General features: G+C 67.8%; 8 protein-coding genes. 7 read left to right on the top strand and 1 reads right to left on the bottom strand.

Annotated elements, in window-relative coordinates; genetic code table 11:
* The first annotated feature begins 12 nt into the window (after positions 1–12).
* The 5 genes from ACSDHM_RS09305 to ACSDHM_RS09285 all read left to right on the top strand — a co-directional run bounded on the left by ACSDHM_RS09305 (position 13) and on the right by ACSDHM_RS09285 (position 8,573).
* Complete coding sequence (locus ACSDHM_RS09305) at positions 13–1,542, top strand: tryptophan halogenase family protein (RefSeq protein WP_439426910.1); 1,530 nt, start codon at positions 13–15, stop codon at positions 1,540–1,542.
* Between the two features lie 163 nt (positions 1,543–1,705).
* Positions 1,706–3,199, top strand: coding sequence for a xylulokinase (gene xylB / locus ACSDHM_RS09300; RefSeq protein WP_439426909.1), 1,494 nt, complete (start codon positions 1,706–1,708; stop codon positions 3,197–3,199).
* Between the two features lie 43 nt (positions 3,200–3,242).
* Complete coding sequence (gene xylA / locus ACSDHM_RS09295) at positions 3,243–4,577, top strand: xylose isomerase (RefSeq protein ID WP_111007738.1); 1,335 nt, start codon at positions 3,243–3,245, stop codon at positions 4,575–4,577.
* Positions 4,578–4,608: 31 nt separating this feature from the next.
* On the top strand, positions 4,609–6,018 hold the full coding sequence (locus ACSDHM_RS09290; protein WP_439426908.1) for a sugar porter family MFS transporter: 1,410 nt from the start codon (positions 4,609–4,611) through the stop codon (positions 6,016–6,018).
* Positions 6,015–8,573 (top strand): glycoside hydrolase family 3 protein, encoded by a 2,559-nt coding sequence (locus ACSDHM_RS09285; protein WP_439426907.1) that lies wholly within the window; start codon positions 6,015–6,017, stop codon positions 8,571–8,573. Before ACSDHM_RS09290 ends, ACSDHM_RS09285 begins: the two co-directional genes overlap by 4 nt.
* An 8-nt stretch (positions 8,574–8,581) precedes the next feature.
* Here the strand turns inward: ACSDHM_RS09285 and ACSDHM_RS09280 are convergent, their stop codons facing one another.
* The gene (locus tag ACSDHM_RS09280) at positions 8,582–9,640 is read right to left on the bottom strand and encodes a LacI family DNA-binding transcriptional regulator (RefSeq protein ID WP_353762575.1); all 1,059 of its coding nucleotides are present in this window, start codon (positions 9,638–9,640) and stop codon (positions 8,582–8,584) included.
* 92 nt (positions 9,641–9,732) lie between these two features.
* Here ACSDHM_RS09280 and ACSDHM_RS09275 point away from each other — a divergent pair, with 92 nt between their 5' ends.
* Positions 9,733–11,907, top strand: a complete 2,175-nt coding sequence (locus ACSDHM_RS09275; protein ID WP_439426906.1) for an alpha-glucuronidase family glycosyl hydrolase — start codon at positions 9,733–9,735, stop codon at positions 11,905–11,907.
* Positions 11,904–13,892, top strand: coding sequence for a sialate O-acetylesterase (locus ACSDHM_RS09270; protein ID WP_439426905.1), 1,989 nt, complete (start codon positions 11,904–11,906; stop codon positions 13,890–13,892). Before ACSDHM_RS09275 ends, ACSDHM_RS09270 begins: the two co-directional genes overlap by 4 nt.

Below are 13,892 nucleotides of genomic sequence, written 5' to 3'. Positions count from 1 at the left end.
GAGGGCGTCGTTTTGGATACCCAGAGCACGCCTTCAGGGCGCATCCGCAAGGTGGTCATTGCCGGTGGCGGTACGGCGGGTTGGCTGGCCGGCTGCGCGCTTGCGCACCAGTTCCGTGACCAGCTGCAGATCACGCTGGTCGAGTCCGAGCAGATCGGCACGGTCGGTGTCGGTGAGTCCACTGTGCCGCCGATCCGCACCTTCCACCGCTTCCTGCAGATCGACGAGCAGGAGTTCCTGCGCGCGGTGGCCGGCACCTTCAAGCTGTCGATCTCGTTCGAGAACTGGCGCCTGCCGGGCGATCGCTTCTTCCATCCGTTCGGCACCATCGGCCATGGCACCTGGGCGGCCCCCTTCCATCACTTCTGGCTGGACAGCCTGCGCCGCGGTATGCCCTCGGACCTGGGCGACTTCTGCCTGGAGAGCATCGCCTCGCGTGGCGACCGCTTTTCGCTGCACACCCAGCCGCAGGCCAGCTATGCGTATCACTTCGATGCCGGTCTGTATGCGAGGTTCCTGCGCGGCAGGGCCGAGGCCCACGGCCTGCGCCGGATCGAAGGCCGGATCGCCCAGGTCAGGCAGCACGCGCACGACGGTTCGGTGCAGGCGCTGGTGCTGGACGACGGCCAGGTGATCGAGGGCGATCTGTTCATCGACTGCACCGGCTTCCGCGGCCTGCTGATCGAGCAGGCACTGTGCACCGGCTACGAGGACTGGCACGAATGGCTGCCGTGCGACCGGGCCGTGGCGGTGCAGACCGAAGCGGTGGCGCCGCCGGCGCCCTATACCCGGGCGATCGCCCACGAGGCGGGGTGGCGCTGGCACATCGCGCTGCAGCACCGCGTTGGCTGCGGGCTGGTGTATGACAGCCGCCATCTGTCCGATGACGAGGCCGCCGCGAAACTGCTGCGCGATGCCGGGGCTCCACCCTTGCGCGATCCATGGAAGGTGCCGTTCCGCAGTGGACGCCGGCTGAAGGCCTGGAACAGGAACGTGGTGTCGCTCGGGCTGGCCAGCGGCTTCATCGAACCGCTGGAGTCGACCAGCATCCATCTGACGATCAGCGCAGTGGTGCGGCTGATCCAGCTGTTCCCGTTCGACGGCATCAGTGCATCGCTGGTGCAGCTGTACAACGATGTCAGCCGCCAGGAAATGGAGCACGTGCGCGACTTCATCATCCTGCACTACCACGCCACGCAGCGCAGCGAACCGATGTGGAAGGCCTGTCGCGAGATGCGCGTGCCCGAGTCGCTGCAGCATCGGCTGCAGGCGTGGCGCGAGCGTGCGCATGCGTGGCAGGACCCCGGCGAGCTGTTCCGCGTCGAATCCTGGACCAGCGTGCTGCTCGGGCAGGGCATCGCGCCCGGTCCTGCGCACCCGCTGGCGCGGGCCGTGAGTGATGTCGATCTGCGCACCTTGTTGAAGGGCATCCAACGGCCTGTGCAGCAGGCCGCCGCGCAGATGCCGGCGCAGGCGGATTTCATCGCGCAGTACTGCAGGTCCGGCGTGGACGTGTGGCGTTCGACGGCAGCAAGCGCGTAGCAGGGTTTTGCGTTGCAGCACGCTTTTTCCGCTGCGGCTGGTTACAGTGCGGCAACACCGCGGGCGATGACGCGCGCGGTGGCAACGAGGGGGCCGGACACCACGCCCCCTTTTTGAGTCCACGGAATGTTAGCGCTACCTTTTTTGATCGGAGGCGGTTTCGATGGGTCTGGTTGCAGGGATCGATGCAGGGACGCAGAGCCTGAAGGTGCTGGTCTATGACCCGCGGAAGCAGGCGGTGGTGGCCTCGGCCAGCGCGCCGCTCGCGCTGGACAGCGGTGCCGATGGCAGCCGTGAACAGGCGCCGGCCGACTGGGTGTCGGCCCTGCGCGACTGCTTTGCCCGGATCGATCCCTCGCTGCGCGCACGCATCGTTGCGCTGGCGGTATCGGGCCAGCAGCATGGATTCGTGCCAGTTGACGATGCTGGCGAGGTGCTGGCACCGGCCAAGCTGTGGTGCGACACCAGCACCTCGGCCGAATGCATCCAGATCATGGACGCCGTGGGCGGGTTCCAACGAACCATAACGCTGGCGGGCAACCCGATCCTGGCCGGCTACACAGCGTCCAAGCTGCCCTGGACCCGCACCCACCGTGCCGACGCCTATGCGCGGCTGGCGACCATCCTGCTGCCACACGACTACCTGAATTTCGTGTTGACCGGGCAGCGGTTCTGCGAGCTTGGCGATGCGTCCGGCACCGGCTGGCTGGACGTGCGCACGCGCACCTGGTCGCAGGAACTGCTGCGCGCCACCGATCCTGATCGTGATCTTGCTGCCTGCCTGCCGCCGATCGCTGCGCCCGATGCCCTGTTCGATATCGCGCCGGAGGCCGCGGCCGCGCTCGGGCTTGCAGCGGCGGTGAAGGTGGCCGTTGGTGGCGGCGACAACATGATGGCGGCGATCGGCACCGGCTGCGTCACGGAAGGGCGGCTGGCGATGAGCCTGGGAACCTCCGGAACGCTGTTTGCGTATTCCGCCTCGCCGGTGATCGATCCGGATGGCGCGTGGGCGGCGTTCTGCTCGTCCACGGGGGGCTGGCTGCCGCTGATCTGCACCATGAACTGCACCGTGGCCACTGAACGCGTGGCCAGCGCCTTCGGTTTCAGCAGCCGCGACGGCGACGCGCATCTTCGCGCAACGCCGCCGGGGGCAGGGGGCCTGGTGATGCTGCCGTTCCTCAATGGCGAACGTACCCCTGACCTGCCGCTCGGCAAGGGGGTGCTGGCTGGCCTGGACATTGCCAATTTCACCCCGGCGCATGTGTACCGCGCCGCCATGGAGGGCGCGACCTACAGCCTGAAGTACGGCTACGACGCCTTCGTCCGCGCGGGCATGCAGTTCGATCGCATCGTGCTCACCGGCGGCGGCAGCAACAGCGCTGCCTGGCGTCAGCTGGTGGCCGATGTATTCGGCCTGCCGGTGGAGGTCCCGGTGCAGGCCGAGGGTGCGGCGTTTGGAGCGGCGCTGCAGGCGCTGTGGGCGCTCGCCCGATCGCAGGGCAACGCCACTTCGATCAGCGACATCACCGCACGGCACGTCACCGTCGATCCCGCGCTGTCCGCACGACCGGATCCGGATCGCAGCGATGCCTATGCACGGGCCTACGCACGCTTCCTCAGTCATCTCGATGCCATCACGCCGCTGCAGCGCGGTTGATGGCTCCTCCACGACACCCCGTACAACGACAGGAGCACGCACCATGAGCACGCAGCCCTTCATCGGCGCCAAGGAGTACTTCCCCGGCGTCGGCCGCATTCCGTTCGAGGGCAAGGGCTCGGACAATCCGCTTGCCTTCAAGGTCTACGATGCCAGCCGGGTCATCGGTGGCAAGACCATGCAGGAGCATCTGCGCTTCGCCGTGTGCTACTGGCACACCTTCTGCAATGCCGGGCACGATCCGTTCGGCCCGGGCACCCGGCAGTTCCCGTGGGAGGCCGCCTCGCCACTGGCCACGGCAGAAGCCAAGGTGGACGCGGCGTTCGAGTTCTTCACCAAGCTGGGCGTGCCGTACTGGTGCTTCCACGATATCGACCTGGCGCCGGATGCCGACGACATCGGCCAGTACCAGAAGAACCTCTCGCATATGGTGGGCCTGGCCAAGGCACGCCAGGAGGCCACTGGCGTCAAGCTGCTGTGGGGCACGGCCAACCTGTTCTCGCACCCGCGCTACATGAACGGCGCATCGACCAATCCCGACTTCGCGGTGGTCGCGCGTGCAGCCGTGCAGGTCAAGGCCGCCCTGGAGGCCACGGTCGAACTCGGTGGCGAGCACTATGTGTTCTGGGGCGGGCGCGAAGGCTATGCGTCGCTGGCCAATACCCAGATGAAGCGGGAGATCGAGCATTTCGCGCGCTTCCTGACCATGGCACGCGACTATGGCCGCAGCATCGGGCTGAAGGGCAACTTCCTGATCGAGCCCAAGCCGATGGAGCCGATGAAGCACCAGTACGACTTCGACAGTGCCACGGTGGTGGGCTTCCTGAAGGAACACGGGCTGGACAAGGACTTCAAGCTCAACATCGAGGCCAACCACGCCACGTTGTCGGGCCATACCTTCGAGCACGACCTGCAGGTCGCGTCCGATCATGGCCTGCTCGGCAGCATCGATGCCAACCGCGGCAACGCACAGAACGGTTGGGACACCGACCAGTTCCCCAGCGATCTGTACGACACCGTGGGCGCAATGCTGGTCGTGCTGCGTCAGGGCGGGCTGGAGGGCGGGTTGAACTTCGATGCGAAGGTGCGCCGTGAGTCGACCGACCTGGAGGATCTGTTCATTGCCCATATCGGCGGCATGGATGCGTTCGCACGCGGGCTGGAGGTTGCCCATGCACTGCTGACCGAGTCGCCGTGGGAGCAATGGCGTGCGCAGCGCTACGCCAGCTTCGATTCCGGCGCCGGCCAGGATTTCGAGCGTGGCACGCTCAGCCTGCCGGACCTGGCGGCACTGGCCGCCCGCCTCGGCGAACCGCACCAGGCCAGCGGCAAGCAGGAGCGTTACGAAAACCTGCTCAACCAGTATCTGCTGCGCTGAGCGCGGCAACGGTGCACTCAAGGGGATGGGGATGAACCAGGCAGCAGGCAGCGGTGAGAACACGCGACTGATCGTACTGATCAGCGTGGTGGCGACGATTGGCGGTTTTCTGTTCGGCTTCGACAGCGGCGTGATCAATGGCACCCAGGATGGCCTGCACCGGGCGTTCCGGTCCGGCGAGTGGATGCAGGGCTTCGAGATCGCGTCGATGCTGCTGGGCTGTGCGGTGGGCGCGTTCAGTGCTGGCCGGCTGGCCGACCGCCTGGGCCGTCGCAACGTGTTGATCCTGTCGGCAGTGATGTTCCTGCTGTCGGCACTCGGTGCCGGGGCGGCGGTCTCCTCGGGTTGGTTCATTGCGGCGCGGGTGGTGGGTGGATTCGCGGTCGGCGCAGCCAGCGTGATCTCGCCGGCCTACATTGCCGAGGTCGCTCCGGCCCGTTACCGCGGTCGCCTGGCAACGGTGCAGCAGATCGCGATCATCACCGGCCTCACTGCCGCCTTCCTGTCCAACTATCTGCTGGCGGCCGCAGCGGGCGCGTCGACCGAACCGCTATGGGGCGGGCAGGCCGCCTGGCGCTGGATGTTCTGGATGCAGGCCGCGCCATCACTGGTGTTCCTGCTGCTGTTGCTGACCATTCCGGAGAGCCCGCGCTACCTGGTGGTGAAACGGCGCAAGGACGACGCCCTGCGGGTGCTGACCCGGCTGCTGGGCAGCGACAAGGCCAGGGCCACGCTCGAGGAGATCGATGCCTCGCTGTCCAACGACCATCATCGCCCGCGCCTGTCCGATCTGAAGAGCCGGGCGACCGGGCGGATCCGCCCGATCGTGTGGGTCGGCATCGGGCTGGCCTGCTTCCAGCAGCTGGTCGGCATCAACGTGGTGTTCTATTACGGCGCGGTGCTGTGGCAGGCAGTCGGCTTTTCCGAGAACGACGCGCTGCTGATCAACGTGCTGTCCGGCGCACTGAGCATCGGTGCCTGCGTGGTCACCGTGCTGCTGATCGACCGGATCGGCCGCAAGCCCTTGCTGTGGTTCGGCTCGGCCGGGATGTCGCTGTCGCTTGCACTGGTGGTGGTGGCGTTTGCCAGCGGTTCGCTGGCTGACGGGCATCTGCAGCTGCCCGGCCGCATGGGCACGCTGGCACTGGTGGCGGCCAATGCCTATGTCGTGTTCTTCAATCTGTCCTGGGGACCGGTGATGTGGGTGATGCTGGGCGAGATGTTCCCGAACCAGATCCGCGGTTCGGCACTGGCGGTCGCCGGCGCGGCGCAGTGGACCTCCAACTTCGTGGTCACGGTGACGTTCCCGATGCTGCTGGCCGCGGCAGGGCTGGCGGCCACCTACGGCATCTACCTGGTGGCTGCCGTGATCTCGGTGATCTTCGTCGTCCGGCATGTGCACGAGACCAAGGGCAAGGAACTGGAGCAGATGGAAGGATGAGCACCATGACATCGCAGGCCTTCGTCATCCGCAGCGGCGTGCTGGTCGCCGCACTGATGCTGGGATTGCTCGGCTGCCGCGGCCAGGACCGGGCTGCCGCCGCCGCAGCCACCGACAAGGATCCCTGGCCGGAGGTCATCTGGCCCCTGGCTGCGGACCCGGCGCTGGAGAAGCGCATCACCGACCTGATGGCCGGAATGACGGTGGAGGAAAAGGTCGGCCAGCTGGTGCAGGGTGACATCGCCAGCGTCACCCCAGATGATGTGCGCCGCTACCGGCTTGGCTCGATCCTGGCCGGTGGCAACTCCGATCCCGGTGGCCGCTATGACGCCTCGCCGGCCGAATGGCTGGCGCTGGCCGACGCCTTCTACGACGCCTCGATGGACACGTCGAAAGGCGGCAAGCCCATTCCGCTGCTGTTCGGCATCGATGCCGTGCACGGGCAGAGCAACATCATTGGCGCCACGTTGTTCCCGCACAACATCGGGCTGGGCGCCACGCGCAATCCGGAGCTGCTGCGGCAGATCGGTGGCATCACCGCGCTGGAGACCCGCGTTACCGGCATGGAGTGGACGTTCGCGCCGACCGTTGCCGTACCCCAGGATGATCGCTGGGGACGCACCTACGAAGGCTACTCCGAATCGCCGGACGTGGTGGCCAGCTATGCCGCCGCCATGGTGGAGGGGCTGCAGGGCAGGGTGGGAACCCCGGAGTTCCTCGATGGCCGCCATGTGATCGCCTCGGTGAAGCATTTCCTCGGCGACGGTGGCACCACTGACGGCAAGGACCAGGGCGACACCCGCATCAGCGAGTCAGATCTGGTGCGCATCCACGCCGCCGGATATCCGCCGGCAATCGCCGCCGGCGCGCAGACCGCGATGGCGTCGTTCAACAGCGTCAACGGTGAAAAGATGCATGGGCACCGGCACTACCTTACCGATGTACTCAAGGGCCGCATGAACTTCGGTGGCTTCGTGGTGGGTGACTGGAATGGTCATGGACAGGTCAAGGGTTGCACCACTACAGACTGCCCGGCCACGATCAACGCGGGCCTGGACATGGCGATGGCCTCGGACAGCTGGAAGGGTTTCTACGAGACGACGCTGGCTGCGGTGAAGGATGGGCGGATCACGCCGCAACGCCTGGACGATGCGGTGCGCCGGATCCTGCGGGTCAAGTTCCGCCTTGGGCTGTTCGAGGCCGGCAGGCCATCCACGCGGGCCGTCGGCGGGCAGTTCGCACTGATCGGCGCGCCGGCACATCGCGCGGTTGCCCGGCAGGCCGTGCGCGAATCGCTGGTCCTGCTGAAGAACCAGAACGGCCTCCTGCCGCTGTCGCCGAAGCAGCGGATCCTCGTGGCCGGCGACGGTGCCGACGATGTCGGCAAGCAGGCCGGCGGCTGGACGCTCAACTGGCAGGGCACCGGCACCACCCGCAAGGACTTCCCCAATGCGGACACGGTCTACGAGGGCATCGCGCGCCAGGCCAGGGCGGCAGGGGGTGAAGCCGTGCTTGCCGCCGATGGTCGCTATGCAGTGAAGCCCGACGTGGCGGTGGTGGTGTTTGGCGAGGACCCCTATGCCGAGTTCCAGGGAGACCGGCCGACGCTGGCCTACAAGCCCGGCAACGAAACGGACCTGGCGCTGCTCAAGCGACTCAAGGCCGATGGCATACCGGTTGTCGCGGTCTTCCTGAGCGGGCGGCCGCTCTGGGTGAACCGGGAAATCAATGCCGCCGATGCCTTCGTAGCTGCGTGGCTGCCGGGTTCGGAAGGCGCCGGGATTGCCGATGTGCTGCTGCGCGGAAGCGATGGACGCGTGCAGCACGATTTCAAGGGCAAGCTCAGTTTCAGCTGGCCGCGCACTGCCACCCAGTACGCCAACAACGTCGGCCAGAAGGACTACGATCCGTTGTTTGCGTTCGGCTACGGCCTGACCTACGCCGATAACGGCGACCTGGCCGCGCTGCCGGAGGCATCGGGCGTGACCGGCAACGAGGGCGCGACCGGCGTGTTCTTTGCGCGCGGCGACGCAGGCCCTGGCATGGCGCTGCGGCTCGAGGATGCTGCTGGCCAGGGCCTGACCGTGACCCGCGTGCCGGACGCATTGCCCGATGATCGGCTGAAGATCACTGGCGTGGATCATCTGGCGCAGGAGGATGGACGACGCCTGGCCTGGTCGGGCAATGGCGAAGCCGTCGCGGCACTGCAGTCGCACACGACGCTGGACCTGCGGCGTGAATCCAACGGCGACCTGATGCTGCTGACCACGCTGCGGGTGGACGCAGCCCCGAAGGGTGAGGCGTGGCTGTCGGTCGGTTGCGGCGTGGGCTGCTCGGCGCGCATCGCCATCGGGCCGGCGCTGGCGGCGCTTCCACAGGGCCAGTGGAAGCGTGTCGGCGTGCCGCTGAAGTGCCTGGCCAAGGCGGGCGCCAAGCTGGACGCGATCGACAGACCGTGGTCGGTGGCGACGGGCGATGCGATGACGATTTCCGTGTCACGCGTCGCGCTGGGCGCACTGAACGAAGCCGAGGTCACCCTCGGATGCGGAGCATGAGGCCTGCGCTACCGCGCACGGGGCGGCGCGGCGACCGAACCGCGTGCGATCAGCCGATGCGGCATCACATGATCGCGCAGCACCGTTGCGTCCCCCGCCGGTCGGCGGATGGTGCGCAGCAGGATGTCGACGGCCGCGTTGGCCATCGAGGCGATGGGCTGGTGGATCGTGGTCAGTTCCGGCCACACGGTGGTGGCGGCCGAGGTGTCATCGAATCCCACGACCGACAGGTCGCGCGGCACTTCCAGCCCGCGCCGATGCGCGACGGAGATGGCCGCGGCACCCATGTCGTCGTTGCTGGCGAAAATTGCGGTCGGTGGGCGGCGTTGGGACAACAGCTTTTCGGCGGCAGCGAGGCCGGACCGGTAGGTGTAGTCACCGTGTTGGACCAGGCCAGGCTCCACCGCCAGCCCGGCCTCGCGCAGGGCGGTGACGAAGCCGTCGTAGCGGAGCGCACTTGCGCTCAGGTCATCGCGCCCACGGATGAAACCGATGCGGGTGTGTCCCTGCCGGAGCAGGTGATCGGTCATTTCCCTGCCCGCACTGAAATCGTCGATGCGGACGCAGGACAGGGCCTCGCTCAGGCGCCCCGATGCGATGGCCACCACCGGAATGCCAGCCTTGACCAGTTCGCTTACGGCGGCCTGCGATTCGCACAGGGGCGGCGGCAGGATCACCCCGTCGACGCGTCCGGCGAGCGCGCGCGCCGCCCTGCGTTCGGATTCGGCATCCAGGTTGTCCCAGTAGTCGATGACCAGCTGGATGGCGGAACTGGAGGCGACGCGCAGCAGGCCCACCAGCAGTTCGCGCAGGTAGGCGCCGCTGGGGTTGGTGTAGATCAGCGCAATGCGCGTGTGCTGTGCGGCGGCCAGCGAACTGGCGGCAAGATTGGGCGTATAGCCCAGCTCGCGCACGGCGCGCAGCACGCGCTCGCGGGTGACGTCGCGCACCTTGCCCTGGTTGATCACCCGCGACACGGTCATCGGCGAAACGCCGGCAAGGGCCGCAACCTCGTCGATCGTCACGCCTGCGGTTCTGCGGCGAACCGATTTCTTCGGCTTGTCCAATGCACGATCCCTTTGTTCTTGGTGGCGCTGCCGCGCGGGTGCGAAGGACGATGATGCGCCGCCCCGGGCCCGGACGTAGTCTACAAAAGCGCATGTTAACGCCGTTGTTGCGTACTGTCGGCACGCGCCTGTGCGCCGTGCTCGCACTGCTGGCCTGTGCTGGCGGGGGACGGGCGGAGGATGGCTACGGGCTGTGGATGCGCTACCAGCCGGTTGCCGCAACGGTTGCTGCCGATTACCGGCGGCAACTGGCCGAAGTGGTGGCCCCGGATCGCACGCCAATGCAGCGCGCCACCCGCGACGAGCTTGCGCGGAGCCTTTCTGGATTGCTCGGAGCGGCGCCGCCAATGCGAACGGCAATCAGTACTGGCCATGCCCTGGTGCTGGGTACGCCGCAGTCCTCGGCGCTGGTCGCCGCGATCGGCAACGAGGTTGTCACGCTGGGCGACGAGGGCTTCCTGATCCGGCAGGTCCGGACCGGGGGGCGCGATGTGCTGTTGGTGGCGGCACGCCGGGATGTCGGCGTGCTGTATGGCACGTTCCACCTGCTGCGCCTGTTGCAGCGTGGCATGCCGCTGCAGGGGCTGGACGTTCGGGAGTCGCCGCGGGTCACACTGCGTGTGCTCGACCATTGGGACAACCTGGACCGCTACGTCGAGCGTGGCTATGCGGGCAGCTCGCTGTGGGACTGGCAGACGTTGCCGCAATGGCGTGACCCGCGCTACACCGACTACGCCCGTGCCAACGCTTCGCTCGGCATCAACGGCACCGTCCTCAACAACGTCAACGCCAATGCGCTGAGCCTGTCGCCGGCCTATCTGGCCAAGGCCGCCACGCTGGCCGATCTGTTCCGCCCCTATGGCATCCGGGTCTACCTGAGCGCACGCTTCAGTGCGCCCATCGAGCTCGGCGGCCTGGCGACGGCTGACCCGTTGGATCCCGGCGTGCGGCGCTGGTGGCGCGACAAGGTCGATGAGATCCATGCGCACATTCCGGATTTCGGCGGCTTCCTGGTCAAGGCGAACTCGGAGGGGCAACCCGGCCCGCAGGATTACGGTCGTTCCCATGCCGACGGCGCCAACCTGCTGGCCGACGCGCTGGCGCCCTACAACGGCGTGGTGATGTGGCGGGCCTTCGTGTATTCGCACGAGGTCCCCGAAGATCGCGCCAAGCAGGCGTACAGCGAGTTTGTCGGGCTGGACGGCGCCTTCCGGCCCAACGTGATCGTGCAGGTGAAGAACGGCCCCATCGACTTCCAGCCGCGCGAGCCGTTCCATCCGCTGTTCGGCGCGATGCCACGCACGCCGCTGATGATGGAACTGCAGATCACCAAGGAATATCTGGGTTTTGCGACGCACTTGGTCTACCTGGGAACGCTCTACGAGGAAGTGCTGCAGGCCGACACGCATGCCCGCGGCGAAGGCTCCACCGTTGCCCGCGTGGTCGATGGTTCGCTGGAGGGCCACGCACTGACCGGTATCGCCGGCGTCGCCAACATCGGCATGGACCGTACCTGGAGTGGCTCGCACTTCGACCAGGCCAACTGGTACGCCTTCGGCCGACTGGCATGGAACCCGCAGCAATCCGCGCGCGCGATTGCCGAAGATTGGGCAGCGCTGACCTTCTCGCCCGACCCGCAGGTGACCGGCCCGATCGTGCGGATGATGATGGACTCGCGCGAGGCGGCAGTGGATTACATGACGCCGCTGGGCCTGCATCACCTCATGGCACGCGGCCATCACTACGGCCCCGGCCCCTGGGTGGACGGCGGCCCGCGTGCGGACTGGACGTCGGTCTACTACCACCGCGCAGATAGCAAGGGCATCGGTTTTGACCGCAGCGCCGGCGGAAGCAACGCCGTGGGCCAGTACGCCCCGCAGGTCGCCGAGGTCTATGGCGACCCCGAGCGGGTGCCCGAGTCGCTGCTGCTGTGGTTCCATCATGTGCCGTGGGACCGCCGCATGCGCTCGGGCAGGACGCTCTGGGAGGAACTGGTCGGGCGCTATTCGCGCGGCGTGCGCCAGGTGCAGTCGATGCAGGCGACCTGGGCCGGCCTGCGCGACCGGATCGATCCGCAGCGGCATCGGCACGTCGCGGCGTTCCTGCAGATCCAGCACGACGAAGCGCAATGGTGGCGTGACGCCAGCGTGGCGTACTTCCAGTCGCTCAGTGGCCGGCCGCTGCCCGCCGGCGAGCGGCCGCCGCCGCATCCGTTGTCGTACTACCAGGCGTTGCAGTTTCCGTTCGCACCGGGGGATGGCCGATGAGCAGGTTCGGAGCGGTCGGGTGCGCGCTGTTGATGATGGCTGCGGTAGTGGTGGCGATGCCGGCCGCGGCGCGGGAAGTAGCGGGATTGCTGCATCCGCAGTTCAGCGATCACGCCGTCCTGCAGCGTGACCGGCCCATTGTGGTCTGGGGGCACGCAGGCCCCGGGCAGCCGGTTTCCGTGACGTTTGCCGGGCAGGCGGTGAGCAGCCGGGCGGACGCCGCAGGCCGCTGGCAGGCGATGCTGCCCCCGGTGGCCGCGGGCGGTCCGTACACGCTGGAGGTAAACGCCGGGACGCGTCGGGAGATGGCGCGCGACGTGCTGGTCGGCGACGTGTGGCTGTGCTCGGGCCAGTCGAACATGGAGCTGCCGGTGTGGCGCTCGCTCAACGCAGCCAGCGAGATCGCCGCAGCCACGATGCCACGGATCCGGCTGTTCACCGTGCCGCAGCACGCCGCCGTGCAGGCACAGGAGAGCTTCAACGGCAGCACTGCCTGGACATCGGCAACGCCTGATACGGTGCGCGATTTCTCCGCCACCTGCTTCTACTTCGCGCGCGAACTGCAGCGCACCGTCGACGTGCCGATGGGGCTGATCGAGGCGGCGTGGGGGGGCTCGCGGATCGAGGCCTGGACCAGCGTGGGTGCACTGCGAGGGCAGGATAGCCTGGACGAGGCACTCGATATTCTCGCGCGGTCTGCGCGTAATCCGCTGGAGGCACGCGCAGCCTGGGGCCGCTACTGGCAGCACTGGTGGGCCACACGCGAGGGCACGCCGCCCGGCGACGCCCCATGGCGCGCGGATGCCGATGACCGAGGATGGCCGCGCGCACCGGCCACACTGGGCGCATGGGAGCGTTGGAACGAGCCCGCGCTTGCCGACTACAACGGCATGGTCTGGTATCGCACGCAGGTGATGCTGAGCGCTGAACAGGCTGCACGCGGCGCGACCCTGGAGCTGGCATCGGCCGACGAGGTGGACGTGACCTGGGTGAACGGGGTCGCCGTCGGCAGCCAGTACGGCGCCGGCAAGAGGCGCTACCCGTTGCCACGTGGCCTGCTGAAGGCAGGATCCAACAGCATTGCGGTCAACGTGCTGGACACCTACGGCGAAGGCGGCCTGGCCGGCCCCGCCACGGCATACGGCCTGCAGTTCGACAACGGTGAGCGGGTGGCACTGCAGGGTCCGTGGAAGTACCGGGTCGCGCCGGGCCAACAGGCGCCGCCATTTGCCCCCTGGCAGGCCGCCACCGGGCTGTCGACGCTGTACAACGGAATGATCGCACCGCTCGGCGCTTTCGGGCTGCGCGGCATGCTGTGGTACCAGGGTGAATCGAACACCGGTGATGGCGCGGCGTACGCGGCGCGGTTGCGTGCGCTGCGCGACGATTGGCGGCGTCAGTTCGGTGAGCGCACGCCACTGCTGTTCGCGCAGCTGGCCAGCTATGGCCAGCCGCCGGTTGCGCCCGCCGACAGCGGTTGGGCGCAGGTGCGCGAGTCGCAGCGGCGCGTCGCCGCCGAGGATGCGCAGAGCGGGCTCGCCATCGCCATCGACATCGGCGATGCCTACGACATCCACCCACCGAACAAGCAGGAGCTCGGGCGCCGCCTGGCGCGCGTAGCCCGCCAGGTGGTGTACGGCGAGCAGGATCTGGCACCGTCAGGTCCGCGGGCGGTTACCGCCGTGCGGACGCCCACGGCCGTCGCCATTGCGTTCGAGGATGTCGAAGGCGCGCTCACCGCGACCGGCGCACTGCGTCCGATCGGCTTTGAACTGTGCGAGGCCAGGGGCCATGCGCACCACTGCGAGTACGCCGAAGCCGAACTGGATGCGCGCCGGATCCTGCTGCGAGGCCCTCTGTCGACGCGCGCAACGCATGTCCGCTACTGCTGGGCCGATGGCCCGGTGTGCACGCTGCGCGATCGCAGCGGGGCGCCGGCCGGCCCGTTCGAACTTCCCATTGCCGAAGCCGAGGCCCGACGATGA

Source organism: Stenotrophomonas sp. T8 (genome assembly GCF_051853085.1).
Classification (GTDB): Bacteria; Pseudomonadota; Gammaproteobacteria; order Xanthomonadales; family Xanthomonadaceae; genus Stenotrophomonas; species Stenotrophomonas sepilia.
The sequence above is the reverse complement of the archived record's forward strand: the minus strand, read 5'-3'. Positions and strand labels throughout refer to the sequence as shown.

What these genes read in the sequence shown, in the direction of transcription:
- xylB (WP_439426909.1), top strand. Translation starts at nt 1,706, where the DNA reads ATGGGTCTGGTTGCAGGGATCGATGCAGGGACGCAGAGCCTGAAGGTG.
- xylA (WP_111007738.1), top strand. Translation starts at nt 3,243, where the DNA reads ATGAGCACGCAGCCCTTCATCGGCGCCAAGGAGTACTTCCCCGGCGTC.
- ACSDHM_RS09290 (WP_439426908.1), top strand. Translation starts at nt 4,609, where the DNA reads ATGAACCAGGCAGCAGGCAGCGGTGAGAACACGCGACTGATCGTACTG.
- ACSDHM_RS09285 (WP_439426907.1), top strand. Translation starts at nt 6,015, where the DNA reads ATGAGCACCATGACATCGCAGGCCTTCGTCATCCGCAGCGGCGTGCTG.
- ACSDHM_RS09275 (WP_439426906.1), top strand. Translation starts at nt 9,733, where the DNA reads ATGTTAACGCCGTTGTTGCGTACTGTCGGCACGCGCCTGTGCGCCGTG.
- ACSDHM_RS09270 (WP_439426905.1), top strand. Translation starts at nt 11,904, where the DNA reads ATGAGCAGGTTCGGAGCGGTCGGGTGCGCGCTGTTGATGATGGCTGCG.